Source organism: Burkholderia sp. YHN3-13 (assembly GCF_055810675.1).
The window spans coordinates 508367-524414 of the sequence record NZ_JBVVNQ010000001.1 but is presented as its reverse complement, the minus strand read 5'-3'; the positions used below and the strand labels follow the sequence as shown (position 1 = coordinate 524414).

The following is a 16048-nucleotide window of genomic DNA, read 5'->3' as shown; positions in this document are numbered from 1 at the left end:
AATCGGGACCGACACCGCGATGACCAGAGGAATTCATGAACCGCGCCGCCGCTGCCATTGACGACACGACGATCGACGTCGACGATTGCTGGAACCGGATCGGCACGCGCGGCGACCGCTCGTGCGAGCGGCTGAACGACTGCCTGCGCTGCCTGAACTGTCCGGTCTACGCGTATCACGCGGCGAAGCTGCTCGAGCGCCCGCTCGACGTGGCCGAGATGGCCGACGCGACGCGCCGGATCAGTGCGTTCGGCGCGACGCGCGCGGGCGACGACGGCGACACGCACCACGCGGCGCTGGCGTTCCGCGTGGCCGACGAATGGCTTGCGCTGCCGATCGGCGTGCTGCGCGAGATCGCCGGCACGCGCCCGATCCATTCGCTGCCGCATCGCCGCCATTCGGCCGTGCGCGGCGTGGTCAACATCCGCGGCACGCTGCGCATCGCGATCTCGATCGGCGCGTTGCTCGGCCTCGATGCCGGCAAGGGCGGCGACCGCGACGGCGACGGCCGCTTCACGCGGCTGCTGGTCGCCGCGCACCAGGGCGAGCCGGTCGTGTTTCCGGTCGACGAAGTCGAGGGCGTGCTGCGCTACGGCGCGTCCGACTGGGTGCCCGTGCCGGCGACCGTCGGGCGCGCGAGCGCCGGGCTGTCGCGCGGCGTGCTGTCGTGGCGCGGCAAGTCGGTGGGCCTGCTCGACGACGACCGTCTGTTCGACGCCGTGACACGGAGCATGCGATGAGCGGTGATGACGACCTGAGCCACCTGTCGCTGCTCGAGCTGTATCGCGAGGAGACGCGCACGCAGACCCAGGCGCTGTCCGAGCGGCTGCTCGCGCTCGAATCGGGCGAGCCCGACTCGGTCGCGCTCGAAGCCTGCATGCGCGCCGCGCATTCGCTGAAGGGGGCCGCGCGCATCGTCGGCGTGCCGCTCGGCGTCGACATCGCGGGGCGGATGGAGGAGTGCTTCGTCGCCGCGCAGGCCGGCACGATTTCGCTGACGGCCACGCACGTCGACGTGCTGCTCGCCGGCGTCGATCTGCTGGTGCGCGTCGGCGATCCGCAGGCGCAGCCCGTCACGTCGACCGAGATCGACGTGTTCGCGGCCGCGCTCGCGGGCGCCGACGGCGCGCAGACGATGCAGGCGCCTGCCGGGATGCCGCCGCCGGTGCCGCCGCCCGCGATGCCGTATCGCGACCACGACGGCGCCGCGAACGAGCCGGTCGGCGCGAGCGCCGCGGTGCCGCCGCTCGCGGTGTCGGGCGCGGCGCCCGATCCGGCGCAGGCCGGCCGCGTGGCCGGCGCCGGCGCGATGCGCCGCGTGCGGGCCGATACGCTGAACCGGCTGCTGAGCCTGTCCGGCGAATCGCTGGTCGAATCGCGCTGGCTCAAGCCGTTCGCCGAATCGATGCTGCGCGTGAAGCGCGCGCAGCGCGACGCGGCCCGTTCGCTCGATCTGATGTACGAACAATTCGCCGACGATCTCGACGCGGGCATGCTCGCGTCGATGAACGAAGTGCGGCACATGCTCAACGACCTGCAGCGTTCGCTGGCCGAGCGCATGGACGAATTCGACCGCTTCGAGCGGCGCAGCACGCATATCGCCGAGCAGCTGTACGACGAGGCGTTGCAGTGCCGGATGCGGCCGTTCGGCGACGCGACGCGCGCGTATCCGCGCATCGTCCGCGACCTCGCGCGTTCGCTCGGCAAGCAGGTGCGCTTTTCGATCGTCGGCGAGAGCACGCAGGTCGATCGCGACATCCTCGACCTGCTCGACGCGCCGCTCGGCCATCTGCTGCGCAACGCGATCGATCACGGCGTCGATTCGCCCGATGCGCGGCGTGCGCGCGGCAAGCCGGCCGAGGCCAGCGTGACGCTGGAGGCGCGCCACAGCGCCGGCTCGCTGCTCGTCAGCGTGATCGACGACGGGCCGGGCGTCGACATGGACGCGCTGCGCGCGGCCGTCGTGCGCCAGCGCCTGACCGACGACGAGACGGCCGCGCGGCTGTCCGACCCCGAGCTGCTCGAATTCCTGCTGCTGCCGGGCTTCTCGATGCGCGATGCGGTGACCGACGTGTCGGGGCGCGGCGTCGGCCTCGATGCGGTGCAGGAGATGGTGCGCGGCGTGCGCGGCGCGGTGCGGATCTTCAACGAGCCGGGCGCGGGCATGCGCTTCGTGCTGCAGCTGCCGCTCACGCTGTCGGTGATCCGCAGCCTGCTCGTCGAAGTCGGCGGCGAGCCGTATGCGTTTCCGCTCGCGCATGTGCGCCGCACGCTCGAACTCGCGCACGACGACATCGACGTGCTCGAAGGGCAGCCGCATTTTCCGTTCGACGGCCGGCGCGCGGGCCTGGTCGCCGCGCACCAGTTGCTCGACGCGGGCGAACCCGACGTCGCGCGCACGAGCACGGCCGTCGTGGTCGTCGGCGGCGAGCCCGAGCTGTACGGCGTCGCGGTCGACCGTTTCCTCGGCGAGCGGATGCTCGTCGTGCAGCCGCTCGACAGCCGCCTGAACAAGATCCAGAACATCGCGGCCGGCGCGCTGCTCGAGAACGGCGACCCGGTGCTGATCGTCGACGTCGAGGACCTGATCCGCTCGGTCGACAAGCTCGTGCGCGGCGGGCAGCTTGCGCGGGTCACGCGCGACCCGCAACTCGCGTTCGCCGATCGCCGCCGCCGCGTGCTCGTCGTCGACGATTCGCTGACGGTGCGCGAGCTCGAACGCAAGCTGCTGGAAAAGCGCGGTTACGACGTGACGGTCGCGGTCGACGGGATGGAGGGCTGGAACGCGGTGCGCAGCGATACGTTCGATCTCGTCGTGACCGACGTCGACATGCCGCGCATGGACGGCATCGAACTCGTCACGCTGATCAAGGGCGATCCGATGCTCAAGCGCGTGCCGGTGATGATCGTGTCGTACAAGGATCGAGACGAGGATCGCCGTCGCGGGCTCGATGCCGGCGCCGACTACTACCTCGCGAAGAGCAGCTTCCACGACGAGGCGCTGCTCGATGCCGTGCACGACCTGATCGGGGGTGCACGCGGATGAACATCGGTATCGTCAACGACCTGCCGCTGGCCGTGGAGGCGCTGCGCCGCGTGATCGCGCTGCGCGCGGACCACCGCGTGCTGTGGGTCGCGACCGATGGCGACGAGGCCGTGGATTTCTGCGTCGCGCAGCCGCCCGACGTCGTGCTGATGGATCTCGTGATGCCGAAGGTCGACGGCGTCGCGGCGACGCGCCGGATCATGGCCCGCGCGCCGTGCGCGATCCTGATCGTCACGGCGAGCGTCAGCGCGAACACGTCGTCGGTGTACGAGGCGATGGGAGCCGGTGCGCTCGATGCGGTCGACACGCCGACCCTCGCGCTCGGGCTGTCGACCGACGCGTCGCCGCAGGCGCTGCTCGCGAAGATCGACCAGATCGGCCGGCTGCTCGAAAGCCGGACGGCCGCGCTCGTGCCGCCGGGGCCGGCGCCCGCGCGCGGCCAGCCCACGCTCGTCGCGATCGGCGCGTCGGCGGGCGGACCGACCGCGCTCACCGCGCTGTTGCGCGCGCTGCCGGCCGATTTCCCGGCCGCGCTCGTGATCGTCCAGCACGTCGACCAGGCGTTCGCGTACGGGATGGCCGAGTGGCTCGACGGCTATACGCGGCTGCCGGTGCGCGTCGCGCGGCAAGGCAGCGTGCCGCAGGCCGGCGAGGTACTGCTGGCGGCCACCAACGATCACCTTTACCTGTCGCCGCGCGGCGTGCTCGGCTATACGCAGCATCCGGTCGAGACGCCGTACCGGCCGTCGATCGACGTGTTCTTCAACAGCGTCGCCGACGGCTGGCAGGGCGACGCGCTCGGCGTGCTGCTGACCGGCATGGGACGCGACGGTGCGCTCGGCCTGAAGGCGATGCGCGCGAAGGGGTGCTACACGATCGCGCAGGACGAGGCGACCAGCGCCGTCTACGGGATGCCGAAGGCGGCCGCGGCGATCGGCGCGGCGTCGGCGATCCTGCCGCTCGAGCGGATCGCGCCCCAGCTGATCTCGCGCATCACGCGCCCGCTGCGCGACTGACGGCACGCGGCGGGCCGCATTGCGGGCGATGCGCGGCGTCGCGTACAATGGCGGCCTGCGGAGATGGCATGCCTCCCTGCGGCCGTTGCCGGCCCGTTGCGCGCGGGGCGGCCCTCAACCGCCGGTTTGCCCGGCTGATGATGCCTGCGTGTTCCTGGGTCGTCAGGAGGTCGCAGGCCGTCCATGCGGTATTCTGCCGCCCAGGTTTTGATGTTCCGTCGAATCTGGAAATCATGTTTTTCACGACTTCTTCCGATCTTCTCGCGACCGTGCGCTACGTATGCCGCTGGCTCGCGCTCTCGGCGCTGCTCGGCGCGCTCGCGGGCACGGCTTCCGCGTTGTTCCTGATCGCGCTCGACTGGGCGACCGGCACGCGCGTCGCGCATCCGTGGCTGCTGTGGGGGCTGCCGGCCGCCGGTTTCGCCACTGGCTGGACCTATCACCGTTTCGGCCAGTCGGTCGCGCGCGGCAACAACCTGCTGATCGACGAGATCCACGATCCTAAGGCGCTCGTGCCGAAGCGGATGGCGCCGCTCGTGCTCGTCGCGACCGTCGTCACGCATCTGTTCGGCGGCTCGGCCGGCCGCGAGGGCACGGCCGTGCAGATGGGCGGCGCGCTGGCCGATCGCATCACGCACGTGTTCAGGCTCGATCGCGAGCATCGCCGCGTGCTGCTGATGGGCGGCATCGCGGCCGGTTTCGCGTCGGTGTTCGGCACGCCGCTCGCGGGTGCCGTGTTCGGGCTCGAGGTGCTCGCGATCGGGCGCGTGCGGTACGACGCGCTGCTGACCTGCGTCGCGTCGGCGATCGTCGCGGACGTCGTGTGCCGCGCGTGGGGCGTGCATCACACGGCCTATGCGATTCCGTTCGTGCCGGCCGTGTCGGCGACGGGGCTGGTCGTGACGATCGTCGCGGGCGTCGCGTTCGGCGTCGTCGGGCGGCTGTTCGCGTTCGCGACGCATGCGCTGACCGCGTGGTTCCGCCGCGTCGTCCGCCAGGCGCCGCTGCAGCCGGTGCTCGGCGGCCTGCTGGTCGCGGTGGCGGCCACCGTGCTGAACGTGCCGCAGTACCTCGGCCTCGGCATCCCGACGATCGAAGCGGCATTTCACGGCCCGCTGCCGCTCTACGATTTCGCGGGCAAGTTCGCGTTCACGGTCGTCACGCTCGCGTCGGGATTCAAGGGCGGCGAAGTGACGCCGCTGTTCTATATCGGCGCGACGCTCGGCAACGCGCTCGGCCAGGTGCTGGCGCTGCCGGTGCCGGTACTCGCGGGGCTCGGGTTCGTCGCGGTGTTCGCGGGCGCGGCCAACACGCCGATCGCGTCGACGATCATGGCGATCGAACTGTTTGGCGCGGACATCGGCGTGTATGCGATCGTCGCGTGTGTCGTCGCGTACCTGTTTTCGGGGCACGCGGGGATTTATCGCGCGCAGCGCGTGGCGGTGGGCAAGGGGACACAGGCCGGGGCGGAGTGAGGCGCGCAAGCGGCTGCGGTCGAAGCCGTTCGAGCGTGCCGTTTGACGAACCGGAACCCCGGATCGAGGTGTTATTCGACGAAAACCGGGTTCCGGTGATCCGGCGGATCACCGGGCACGCGGCTTTACTGCTTCGGCAGCCGCGCGACGTTGCGCGCGAGCAGTTCCTCGATGTCGATGCCTTTTTCCGCCAGCAGCGCGGTGACGACGCCGTTGAGTTCGCCGAGCGTTTCCTTGACCGCTTCGCGGATCGTATCGACGACCACCTGCGTGCTGCGCTCGATCTCGATGTTGACCTTGTCGTTGACGCCCTTCGCATCGAAGGTCGTCGCGCGGCGCGTTTCGGGAATCAGCCAGATATCGAACCAGCCTTCGTCGCGGTTCACGTCCGAGACCGTGAGGCTGCAGCCGTTGATCGCGATATAGCCCTTCGCGAACACATAACGCTTGAACTCGGCGGGCACGCCGATGCGGATCATCCGGTTGTGTTCGGACGTCGCGATGTGCAGGATGGTGCCCGGGAAGTCGACATGGCCCGACAGCGGATGCCCGCCGATTTCCGCGCCGTCCTTCGCGGCCCGTTCGACGTTGATCCGCGAGCCGGTCGCGAGATCGGCCAGCGTCGTGATTTTCAGGCTCGGCAGCATCACGTCGAAGTCGACCAGCGTCGGCGAATGGATGGTCGTCACCGTCAGGCAGACGCCGTCGACCGAGACGCTGGCCCCGATTTCGATGTCGTCGGTGAACCGCTCGGGGAATTCGATGCTGAACGTTCTCAGCTCCCCGTGATCCTTGGTGGCCTTGATGACGCCAACGCCCTGGACAATTCCTGTAAACATCGTCGATCCCTCGTCGCTAATTTCCTGGCCGACATGATAAGTGATCCCGCAAGAGGCGGTGCCGCCGCGCGCTATCCGGGGGAGGCCCCGCGATATTCGGGGACATGAAAAAGGCCGTGCACACGGCACGGCCTCGAACCGGATCTCGTGGGGCGCCCCGGCCCGGCAGTCCCGCCGGCATCACCGGGCCGGAGCGCGGCGGGCTTGCGTCAGGCTTCCGCCGGCTCCCCCAGCGGCCCGGCGGCGTCGTTCGCCATGCGCCGCGGCGCATCGGCGAGCCCCTTCGCGAGTTCCAGCGCCTGCCGCTCGAACAGCCGGCGGTAGATGCCGCCGTCGATGCGGATCAGCGCGTCGTGGTTGCCTTCCTCGATCACCTTGCCGCGATCGAGCACCAGCAGCCGGTCGAGCGCGCGCACCGTCGACAGCCGGTGCGCGACCACGAGCGTCGTGCGGCCGACCATCAGCCGCTCCATCGCCTGCTGGATCAGCAGCTCGCTTTCGCTGTCGAGGCTCGACGTCGCTTCGTCGAGGATCAGGATCGGCGCGTCGGCGAGGAACGCGCGCGCGATCGCGACGCGCTGGCGTTCGCCGCCCGACAGCTTGATCCCGCGTTCGCCGACGAGCGTGTCATAGCCGTCCGGCAGCGCGGTGATGAAGTCGTGCGCGCTGGCGAGACGCGCGGCGCGCTCGATGTCGGCGCGGCTCGCGTCGGGGCGCGCGTAGGCGATGTTCTCCGCGAGCGTGCGGTGGAACAGCACGGGCTCCTGCTGCACGATCGCGATCTGGCTGCGCAGCGAATCCTGCCGCACGCGCGCGATGTCCTGGCCGTCGATCGTGATGCGGCCGCCCGACACGTCGTACAGCCGCTGGATCAGCTTGATGAACGTCGTCTTGCCCGACCCCGAGTGGCCGACGAGGCCCACGCGCTCGCCCGGAGCGATGCGCATCGAGAAGTCGTCGTACAGCGGCACCGGATGGTTGCCGTAGCGGAACGTCACGTGCTCGAAGCGGATCTCGCCTTGTCCGATCCGGATGGCCGGCGCGTCGGGGCGGTCGTCGATGCCGAGCGGCTGGCGTTCGAGCGCGACGAGCTCTTCCATGTCGTTCACCGAGCGCTGCAGGTTGCGGATGTGCATGCCGACGTCGCGCAGGTAGCCCTGCAGCATGAAGAACATCGTCAGCGCGAACGCGATGTCGCCGACGCTCGCCTCGTCGTTCGCCCACAGCCGCAGCGCGACGCCGATCATCGCGGCCTGCATCGCGACGAGCATCGCGCCCTGCAGCCCGCCGTTGAACGTGCCGCGCACCCACGTGCGGCGCGTGCGCTGCCGCCACTTGCCGATCACGCGCGCGAGCCGCGCTTCCTCGCGCGTTTCCGCGCCGAAGGCCTTGACCACGGCGTTGCAGCTGACGGCGTCGGCGAGGGCGCCGCCCATGCGCGTATCCCACAGGTTGCCGAGCCGCGCGGCCGGCGCGACGATGCCGAGCGACACCGCGACCGTCACCGAGATGTACAGCAACGAGCCCGCGCCAACGACGAGCCCCATCACGGGCCAGTGCGTACCGAGCAGCACGGTGGCGCCGACCAGCATCGTGACCGACGGCAGCAGCGCGATCAGCACCGTGTCGTTCAGCAGGTCGAGCGCCCAGATGCCGCGCGTGATCTTGCGTACGGTCGAGCCCGCGAAGCTGTTCGCGTGCCAGTCGGTCGAGAAGCGCTGCACGCGATGGAACGACGCGGCGGCGATCTCGCTCATCATCTTCAGCGTGAGCGTGATGATGTTCAGGTACACGCCCTGGCGCAGCACCGTCGCGCCGATGCCGAGCGCCGCGAGCATGCCGAACGCGGCGAGGGCCGAATGCCACGCGGCGGCACGGTCGGTGAGGCCGGTCGACAGTGCGTCGACGAGGCGGCCGGCGAACAGCGGCGTGAGGACGTCCGCGAGCGCGGCGAACAGCGCGAGGCCCGCGACCGTGGCGGTGCGTGCCGGCTGCTTGCGCCAGTAACGAAGGGTGAAGCCGAAGACGGCCCGGAATGCGTGGCCGCCCAGATGGGAGGTTTTTCTGGTCATTTATCGTTGCCCGGCGCATCGCGCGACGGGACTTTCCGGTTCGGAGAACGTCGAAAACGCAACAGCCGGGCCGCGCGGAAAACGCGGGCGGAGCGAAAAACGGGCTGTCGGGAAAAGCGCGGCGGACGGGTTAGCGGAAAACTCGGGAGCCGGCGCGGACGGCGGGCTGGATCAGCTGCGCCGTGGGACCACGTTCGAGAAGGTGGCTGGCATTCGGAACATCTGCACCTCCTCTGAAGTGAACGTTGAAAGGACGCCGAAAAGACGTGAAAAGATTCTATCAGCAGTGTACGGCGCGCTGCAACGTCTGACGAATGCGGCGTTGCGGCGTCGATACGGTTAGTATTCAGGGTTTCGGCCCTGCTTTCGCGGGCGTCTCGCGGCGCGGCAGCGCAGGGGCCGGCAGGGGCATCGATTACACTTCGGCGTCCACGGCGCACGATGGTGCGACCCTTGCAGATTCACCCCCGATACACTCCTGAGGAAACGATGAGCGACGTTCAGCAAGGCATCCTGGCTCCGATCGACACGGCAGCCCGGTACCTCACTTTCACGATTTCGAATGACGGCAACGTGGCGGCGGCACTGGCCGCGCTGCGCGAGATCGTCGACGGACGCGACACGGTCGTCGGTTTCGGACAGTCGCTGGCCGCTCACCTCGGGCGTCCGGTGCCGGGCCTGACCGACTTTCCTGCGTTCGCCGTGAAGGATCGCACGCTGCCGGCCACGCCGGCCGACGTATGGGTCTGGCTGCGCGCCGACGACCGCGGCGAGATCGTGCTGCGTGCGCGGGCGATCGAGCGCGCGCTCGCGCCGGCATTTGCGCTGCAGGATGCCGTCGACGGTTTCCGCTATTCGAACGACCGCGACCTGTCCGGTTACGAGGACGGCACCGAGAACCCGGAAGGCGACGACGCGGTGGCCGCGGCGATCGTCACGGGGCAGGGGGCGGGGCTCGACGGTGCGAGCTTCGTCGCGGTGCAGCAATGGCTGCACGACTTCGACCAGATGGAGCGCATTCCGTCGGGCGACATGGACAACATCGTCGGGCGCCGCCGCTCGGACAACGAGGAGCTCGACGACGCACCCGAGTTCGCGCACGTGAAGCGCACCGCGCAGGAAAGCTTCGAGCCCGAGGCGTTCATGCTGCGCCGTTCTTCGCCGTGGTCGGACGCGCGTCGCGCGGGCCTCTACTTCGTCGCGTTCGGCTGCTCGTTCCGCGCGTTCGACGTGCAGATGCGGCGGATGAGCGGCGCGGACGACGGGATCGTCGACGGCCTGTTCCGCTTCACGCGGCCGCTGACGGGCGCGTATTTCTGGTGTCCGCCGATGAAGGGCGGCAAGCTGGACCTGTCCGCGCTCGGACTGTAAGCGCGCGGCGGTATCGATGAACGGGCGGGTCGCGCATCATGCGCGGCCCGCCCGTTTTGCATGTCGGGCGGCGATCGCGTGTCGCGTGTCGCTCGCCGCGTGCATCAGTTCAACGTCGTTTCGATCCGCGTGCCGCGCTTGATGAACTGCGTCACCGGCGTCTTCTCGCAGATTTCCGCGAGACGCTGGCGTTGCGCGTCGTCGAGCGGGCCGTCGAGCGTCACGACGCGCCGCACGTACTGCACGCCTTCGCGATCGGCATGCAGCTCGGTGCGCACGGCGATGCGCACGGCCGGCCACGTCTTGCGCTGCATGTACATGCGCAGCGTCGCGGCCGTGCATTGCGCGAGACCGGCCAGGACGAACTCGTACGGCGCCGGCCCGCGATCCTGGCCGCCTTCGCGCGGCGCTTCGTCGCCGGTCAGCGCGTGCGTGCCGGCCTGCAGCTGGACGACGTAGTCGGGTGCGTCCGCGTCGAGCACGGCGGCGGCATGGATGAGCGACATGGCAAGTCTCCGGTAAGCGGGAAGTAAAAGGCGGGCGCCGCGTGACGGCGCGCAGCCGTCAGCATACCGTCCCGGCCTGGGCTATGCGTTGGCGGCGCCGGCGCTGCTGCGCACGAGTGCGGCGATGCGTTCGCGTACCCACTGGTGCGCGCGATCGGTGTCGCGCGATTCATGCCAGTACGCGAGCAGCGGAAACGGCTTGAGCCGCAACGGCAGCGGCCGCACGACGATCGGCAGCAGTGCGGCCATCCGCAGTGCATACGTATGCGGCAGCGTGACCAGCAGGTCGCCCGTCGCGGCGATCTGGCACGCGGCGAAATAGTGCTGGCAGGTGAGGCGGATATCGCGGAAGCGCCCGTCGTTGCCGAGCAGCACGTCGAGCGATTGCGGTTCGCCGAGCGACGACACCGCGATATGTCGGGCCGCGAAATAGTCGCTGCGCCGCAGCGGGTCGCCCGCCAGCGGATGATCGCGGCGCAGCGCGACGACGAGCGAATCGTCGAGCAGGTGTTCGGTGGCGATGCGCGGGCCCGTCTGCACGCGACGATCGACGACGAGGTCGGTATTGCCCGACGCGAGTTCGCGCTCGATGTCGGCCACCGCGACACGGCGGCTCACGAGTCGCAGGCCCGGCGCTTCGTCGGCGAATGCCGCGACGATCCGCGGCAACGCAATGGATTCCAGCACGTCTCGAATGCCGACGGCGATGCTCAGGTCGAGCGTCGCGGGATCGAAGGCCGACGGATCGCGCACGGTGCGTTGCAGGCCCTTCAGATGCAGCTGCACGTCCGCGATGATCGCGCGCGTGCGTTCGGTCGGCACGACGCGATTGCCCTGGCGCACGAACAGCGGATCGTCGAAATGCGCGCGCAGCCGGTTGAGCGCGTGCGTGACGGCCGGCTGCGTGAGATGCAGCGCGCGGGCGGCCGCGCCGATGCCGCCGTATACGTACACGGCGTCGAGCACGCGAAACAGGTTCAGGTCGAGGCGATGATCGGCAGGCACGGCGCGCGGTGGGGGGTGAACGGTGGATCGATTCTAAGGGATGCGCAGGCAACGGATGCGCCGCGTGTGGTGCGTGACGTGCGTGCCGATCGAACACGTTCGATGCGTATCGATGCCGTTCGGACCGGTACGCGCGTGCGGCTTCGCCCGCAGTGCGGCAGGCCACGATGCGTGCCTCGCTTGCGTGATTCTGCATGGGCATACCGGCAATACGTGAGAGCCTGTAGTAATCCGCCATCATGCTGTCCACGTCGGCCATTTCGTGCCAAAGGCGCTACCCGTTCGGCTAAGATGCCGTCGCTTCATATTTCGGGATAGCCGTCCTGTCGCACGCATTCAAACCAAATATAAGCCTGACAGTTCGACGGTATTAGAAGAAGTCGAACAAGTCGGGGGCTTGGCCAGTGAATGCAGCAGATCAGCGGTGGGTCGTTATCTATTTGAGTACGGGGTTTTCGTTGGCCCAGGCCGCGCGTCTTGGCGAGGCCTTCAACCTGGCGAATCGCCTGCATGCGTACAGTGCGGATTACCAACTGAAGTACGTATCCGAAAGCGGGGGACTGTTGCAGTCGTCGTCCGGCGTGAGAATCGCGGCCGAGCCGCTTGGTGACGAGCATGGCCGTCGCGCACTCGCGTTCTTTCATCTTCACGGCGAGCGCGCGGCCGTCAACTGGGACGACGCGTTGCAGCGGCGCCTGACCGACATTCGACGGCATGCGCGCTGGATCGTCGATGCGATGGACCTGCCCGCGCTCGCGGCCACGCGGCGGCCGTCGGCGTCGATCGACGTGCGGCCGGGCCGGGGGGCGCGTCGTGGCGCGACGACGGTCGAGTTGCAGGCCGGCGAGACCGACGTGTTCGCCGCCGCGCTCGACATGTTCCGCGTCGACCTCGGCGACAGCGCCGCGCAGGAGATCGCCAGCAACATGATGCGGCCGGTCGAGCAGCGCTACGCGCAGTCGATGTGGGCGTTTCGCGAACTGAGCGCGAGCCCGCCGATCCGGATGTCGGCGCAGCGGCTGCGCGCGCAGAGCGTGAACCGCGTGTCGATCGCGAACGCCGCGCGGGTCGCCGCGATGAGCGAGCGCAATTTCCTGCGGCGCTTCAAGAAGGAGATCGGCGTGACGCCGACCGAGTTCGTTCAGCACGTGCGGCTCGAGCGTGCGTGCCACATGCTGATCCACACGACGCTGCCGGCCGACAAGGTCGCGCGGCGCACCGGGTTCGGCAGCGGCGAGCGGCTCGCGAAGCTGTTTCGGCAACGCCTGCTGATCTCGCCGACCGAATTTCGCGTCGCCGAGCGGGACCGGCTGCTGAATCGCGGCACCATGTCGACCGAGGCGGACGAGGGTTCCGGCGCCGCGTACCGCGCCGGCGACGGGGCGAGTTGGGACGCGTGTATCGACGCGCACGAGAAAACGGGACGGATACCCGTAAAATCGCCCTGTCGCGATCTCGATTCCCGGTTTCCATGCCCTTCCTCCCCACTACCGCCACCGCCCCTTTCTGCCCGTCGGAAGTAAAGGGCAGCATCACGATCGACGCCGGCGCGCCGCGCTGGCAGAAGCTCAAGCGCTTTTTCGGCCCCGGCCTGCTCGTCGCGATCGGCTACATGGATCCCGGCAACTGGGCGACCGACATCCAGGCCGGCTCGCAGTTCGGCTATTCGCTGCTGTGGGTCGTCGCGTTCTCGAGCCTCGCGGCGATCTTCCTGCAGATGCTCGCGGCGCGGCTCGGCCTCGTCGCGGGCAAGGATCTCGCGCAGGCCAGCTACGAACGCTACGGCCGGTTCGGCCGCATCGTGCAGTGGATCACCGCCGAAATATCGATCATCGCGTGCGACATCGCGGAAGTGCTCGGCTGCGCGCTGGCGTTCAAGCTGCTGCTCGGCGTGCCGCTCGCGTGGGGCGTCGTGCTGACCGCGCTCGACACGGTGATCGTGCTCGGCCTGCAGGGCAAGGGCTTCCGGCAGATCGAGGCGATCGTGCTCGGGCTGATCGCGACGATGGCGTTCTGCTTCGTCGCGCAGGTCGCGATCACGCCGCCCGACTGGCATGCGGTGGTCGGCGGGCTCGTGCCGGGCGATCCGGGCCATGACCGCAAGGACGCGATCGTGCTCGCGCTCGGCATCGTCGGCGCGACGATCATGCCGCACAACCTGTACCTGCATTCGTCGGTCGTGCAGACGCGGCATGTCGTCGGCGGCGCGCGCGGCATGATTCGCGACACGCTCGCGCTCGTGCGCATCGATACCTGCGTGTCGCTGTTCGTCGCGATGCTCGTCAATGCGGCGATCCTGATCGTCGCCGGTGCGGCGTTCCACGCGACCGGCCTGCACAACGTGACCGACATCGAGCAGGCCTACAAGCTGATTACGCCGATCGCGGGCGGCGCGGCCGCGTTGCTGTTCGGCATCGCGCTGCTCGCGTCGGGGCAAAGCTCGACGCTGACCGGCACGATCGCCGGCCAGGTGATCATGGACGGCTTCCTGCATACGAAGATCCCGTGCTACCAGCGCCGGCTGATCACGCGCGGGCTCGCGCTCGTGCCGGCGCTGATCGGCGTGCTGTGGCTCGGCGACGGGTCGGTCGGGCAACTGCTCGTGTGGAGCCAGGTGCTGCTGAGCCTGCAGCTGCCGTTCGCGATGTGGCCGCTGATCCGCTCGGTCAGCGACCGCAACACGATGGGCGAGCACACGATCGGCCGCGGGATGCAGGTCGCCGCGTGGGCGCTGTTCGTCGTCATCACCGGCACGAACCTGTTGTTGATTACCGGTGTCGCGGGCTGATACAGCCTGTCACAGGCTGACACAGCCGCGCGGCGCGCATGCGGTAAACTGCGGCCTTTCCATCGTTGTCCGAAGTCCGTTATGTGGAGTGAAATCAGCAACATCGGCGACGCCGCGCTGACCTTGCCGATCGCGCTGACCTGCGCGGCCTGGCTGGCGATGGCCGACTGGCGCCTCGCCGCCCGCTGGGGCATGCTGCTCGCCGCCGGCATGGGCGTCGTCGGCGCGACGAAGATCCTGTATGCCGGGTGCGGCATCGAGCTGCCGCAATTCGATTTCCGCGTGATCAGCGGCCATACGATGCTGTCGACGTCCGTGTGGACGGTCGCGTTGTCGATGCTGTGGCAGGCGTTCCGGCCCGGCAAGGCGCCCGGCATCGCGGCCGGGCTGGCCGTCGGCGCGATCACGGCCGTCGCGCGTGTGTTCGACCACTCGCACACGCTGCCTGAAGTCGTCGTCGGCTGGCTGCTCGGCGCGCTGGTCGCGCTGGTGTTCCTGCGCGGCTACGACGGCGCGCGGCAGCGCGCGTTCTCGCCGCGTATCGCGGCGGTTTGCCTGCTGCTCGTGTCGGGCATCGCGTACGGGCATCGCGCGCCGTTCCAGCAGATGATCGACATGCATTCGCCGCAGCTCTGCGCGTTCGTGCGCGCGCCGTCGGGCGACGGATTCTGACGGCTGGCCGTTTCCCGCCGGCGTTCGTCCGGCGGTTCCCCGATCGATTGTCCCGAGCGCCATTGCGCGTCCCGCGTCGCGGAACGTCACCCTTGCCATTCCCCGAATCGGCGCATCGGCCGGCCCGCCGGATCGTCCGTATCGGCTCGCGCGTTCGCGCAGGGGCGCGAAGGTCATGAACAGTGCCTATGACCGGGTATAACGAATATTCATTTCATCGATTGGCGGCATTCGCGTACGCTGGCTGACGTTCATCCGGGGCCGGCCGCCGGACTGACCGGTGCGCGTCACGATCATCTCGATATACTCGCGGAAACCGTGCGGTGCGTCGTCACGACCGCGCATGGTCGACCGGCCCGTGTCGGCCGGGATAGGCACGGAAAAACCCGTCGCGGCAGCGTTCCGCGACGACGAACCACGACAGGAGCCCGTCACATGACAGCCGTTTCATCGCGCCTCGCAGGCAAGTGCGCATACATTACCGGCGCCGCTGGCGGCCTCGGCCGCGCGATCGCGCGCCGGATGGTCGAGCAGGGCGCGCGCGTGTTCGTGACCGACATCGCCGAGGCGGCGGTGCTCGATGCGTTCGCGCAGGAACTCAACGCGGGCCACGCCACGCCGGTTGCGTTCGCCGCGACGCAGGACGTGCGCGACGAAGCGCGCTGGCAGGCGCTGCTGGCGCAGGCGGTCGATGCGATGGGCGGGTTGTCGGTGCTCGTCAACAACGCGGGCGTCGGCTCGATCGGTTCGCCCGCGCAGATCGAGCTGGACGAATGGCGGCGCGTGATGGCGATCAACGTCGAGAGCATCGTGCTCGGCTGCAAGCATGCGCTGTCGTATCTGGCCGAGAGCCATCCCGCGTCGATCATCAACATCTCGTCGGTCGCCGCGTTCAAGGTCGAACCGGATTTCACCGCGTACAACGCGTCGAAGGCGGCGGTCGCGTCGCTGACGAAGTCGGTCGCGATCGACTGCGCGCGCCGCGAAATCGACGTGCGCTGCAATTCCATTCACCCGGCGTTCATCCGCACGGGGATCGTCGAGCCGCTGTTCCAGTCGCTCGGCGAACGCGACGCGACGCGCAAGCTCGCGCGCGGCATTCCGCTGCGCCGGCTCGGCGAGCCGGACGACGTCGCGCACGCGGCGGTGTATCTCGCCTCCGACGAGAGCCGCTTCGTGACGGCCGCCGAACTCGTGATCGACGGCGGCATGTGCGCGGTCTGACGCGCATCCCGAACCACAACGACTGGAGGAGAAC

Annotated in this window: 13 protein-coding genes and 1 riboswitch; of the genes, 9 read left to right on the top strand and 4 right to left on the bottom strand. The window is 69.1% G+C overall.

Annotation, left to right across the window (positions count from 1 at the left end):
* The first annotated feature begins 35 nt into the window (after positions 1–35).
* The 4 genes from AC0KUR_RS02250 (at position 36) to AC0KUR_RS02235 (ending at position 5537) form a co-directional block, all read left to right on the top strand.
* Positions 36–740: a chemotaxis protein CheW gene (locus tag AC0KUR_RS02250; protein ID WP_034185669.1), complete on the top strand. Its 705-nt coding sequence runs from the start codon at positions 36–38 to the stop codon at positions 738–740.
* Entirely contained in the window at positions 737–3046 is a 2310-nt protein-coding gene (locus AC0KUR_RS02245; RefSeq protein ID WP_059558466.1) for a hybrid sensor histidine kinase/response regulator, read from the top strand. Before AC0KUR_RS02250 ends, AC0KUR_RS02245 begins: the two co-directional genes overlap by 4 nt.
* Positions 3043–4062 (top strand): chemotaxis response regulator protein-glutamate methylesterase, encoded by a 1020-nt coding sequence (cheB, locus tag AC0KUR_RS02240; RefSeq protein WP_034185671.1) that lies wholly within the window; start codon positions 3043–3045, stop codon positions 4060–4062. The genes AC0KUR_RS02245 and cheB overlap by 4 nt, the downstream gene beginning before the upstream one ends.
* Positions 4063–4112: 50 nt before the next feature.
* Positions 4113–4216: riboswitch (Fluoride riboswitch) on the top strand.
* Between the two features lie 79 nt (positions 4217–4295).
* Positions 4296–5537, top strand: coding sequence for a voltage-gated chloride channel family protein (locus AC0KUR_RS02235; RefSeq protein WP_473375282.1), 1242 nt, complete (start codon positions 4296–4298; stop codon positions 5535–5537).
* Between the two features lie 125 nt (positions 5538–5662).
* Here the strand turns inward: AC0KUR_RS02235 and AC0KUR_RS02230 are convergent, their stop codons facing one another.
* Positions 5663–6376 carry a riboflavin synthase gene (locus AC0KUR_RS02230; RefSeq protein WP_034185673.1) on the bottom strand — a complete coding sequence of 238 codons (714 nt, stop codon included), beginning with the start codon at positions 6374–6376 and terminating at the stop codon, positions 5663–5665.
* A 209-nt stretch (positions 6377–6585) separates the two neighbouring features.
* A complete protein-coding gene (locus AC0KUR_RS02225; RefSeq protein WP_473375281.1) occupies positions 6586–8448 on the bottom strand; it encodes an ABC transporter ATP-binding protein in 1863 nt (620 codons plus the stop codon).
* A 489-nt stretch (positions 8449–8937) separates the two neighbouring features.
* Here AC0KUR_RS02225 and AC0KUR_RS02220 point away from each other — a divergent pair, with 489 nt between their 5' ends.
* The gene (locus tag AC0KUR_RS02220; protein ID WP_049028163.1) at positions 8938–9819 is read left to right on the top strand and encodes a Dyp-type peroxidase; all 882 of its coding nucleotides are present in this window, start codon (positions 8938–8940) and stop codon (positions 9817–9819) included.
* Positions 9820–9923: 104 nt separating this feature from the next.
* Here the strand turns inward: AC0KUR_RS02220 and AC0KUR_RS02215 are convergent, their stop codons facing one another.
* Complete coding sequence (locus tag AC0KUR_RS02215) at positions 9924–10325, bottom strand: OsmC family protein (RefSeq protein WP_049028162.1); 402 nt, start codon at positions 10323–10325, stop codon at positions 9924–9926.
* 81 nt (positions 10326–10406) lie between these two features.
* Positions 10407–11330 (bottom strand): LysR family transcriptional regulator, encoded by a 924-nt coding sequence (locus tag AC0KUR_RS02210; RefSeq protein ID WP_034185677.1) that lies wholly within the window; start codon positions 11328–11330, stop codon positions 10407–10409.
* 458 nt (positions 11331–11788) lie between these two features.
* Between AC0KUR_RS02210 and AC0KUR_RS02205 the strand changes: the two genes are divergently transcribed.
* The 4 genes from AC0KUR_RS02205 (at position 11789) to AC0KUR_RS02190 (ending at position 16014) form a co-directional block, all read left to right on the top strand.
* Complete coding sequence (locus AC0KUR_RS02205; RefSeq protein ID WP_301741938.1) at positions 11789–12853, top strand: helix-turn-helix domain-containing protein; 1065 nt, start codon at positions 11789–11791, stop codon at positions 12851–12853.
* Positions 12802–14118, top strand: a complete 1317-nt coding sequence (locus AC0KUR_RS02200; RefSeq protein WP_175900455.1) for an Nramp family divalent metal transporter — start codon at positions 12802–12804, stop codon at positions 14116–14118. Before AC0KUR_RS02205 ends, AC0KUR_RS02200 begins: the two co-directional genes overlap by 52 nt.
* Positions 14119–14199: 81 nt before the next feature.
* Positions 14200–14790 (top strand): phosphatase PAP2 family protein, encoded by a 591-nt coding sequence (locus AC0KUR_RS02195; protein WP_049028189.1) that lies wholly within the window; start codon positions 14200–14202, stop codon positions 14788–14790.
* Positions 14791–15225: 435 nt separating this feature from the next.
* Complete coding sequence (locus AC0KUR_RS02190; protein WP_034185681.1) at positions 15226–16014, top strand: SDR family oxidoreductase; 789 nt, start codon at positions 15226–15228, stop codon at positions 16012–16014.
* Positions 16015–16048 lie beyond the last annotated feature (34 nt).

What these genes read in the sequence shown, in the direction of transcription:
- AC0KUR_RS02250 (WP_034185669.1), top strand. Translation starts at nt 36, where the DNA reads ATGAACCGCGCCGCCGCTGCCATTGACGACACGACGATCGACGTCGAC.
- AC0KUR_RS02245 (WP_059558466.1), top strand. Translation starts at nt 737, where the DNA reads ATGAGCGGTGATGACGACCTGAGCCACCTGTCGCTGCTCGAGCTGTAT.
- cheB (WP_034185671.1), top strand. Translation starts at nt 3,043, where the DNA reads ATGAACATCGGTATCGTCAACGACCTGCCGCTGGCCGTGGAGGCGCTG.
- AC0KUR_RS02235 (WP_473375282.1), top strand. Translation starts at nt 4,296, where the DNA reads ATGTTTTTCACGACTTCTTCCGATCTTCTCGCGACCGTGCGCTACGTA.
- AC0KUR_RS02230 (WP_034185673.1), bottom strand. Translation starts at nt 6,376, where the DNA reads ATGTTTACAGGAATTGTCCAGGGCGTTGGCGTCATCAAGGCCACCAAG.
- AC0KUR_RS02225 (WP_473375281.1), bottom strand. Translation starts at nt 8,448, where the DNA reads ATGACCAGAAAAACCTCCCATCTGGGCGGCCACGCATTCCGGGCCGTC.
- AC0KUR_RS02220 (WP_049028163.1), top strand. Translation starts at nt 8,938, where the DNA reads ATGAGCGACGTTCAGCAAGGCATCCTGGCTCCGATCGACACGGCAGCC.
- AC0KUR_RS02215 (WP_049028162.1), bottom strand. Translation starts at nt 10,325, where the DNA reads ATGTCGCTCATCCATGCCGCCGCCGTGCTCGACGCGGACGCACCCGAC.
- AC0KUR_RS02200 (WP_175900455.1), top strand. Translation starts at nt 12,802, where the DNA reads ATGCCCTTCCTCCCCACTACCGCCACCGCCCCTTTCTGCCCGTCGGAA.
- AC0KUR_RS02195 (WP_049028189.1), top strand. Translation starts at nt 14,200, where the DNA reads ATGTGGAGTGAAATCAGCAACATCGGCGACGCCGCGCTGACCTTGCCG.
- AC0KUR_RS02190 (WP_034185681.1), top strand. Translation starts at nt 15,226, where the DNA reads ATGACAGCCGTTTCATCGCGCCTCGCAGGCAAGTGCGCATACATTACC.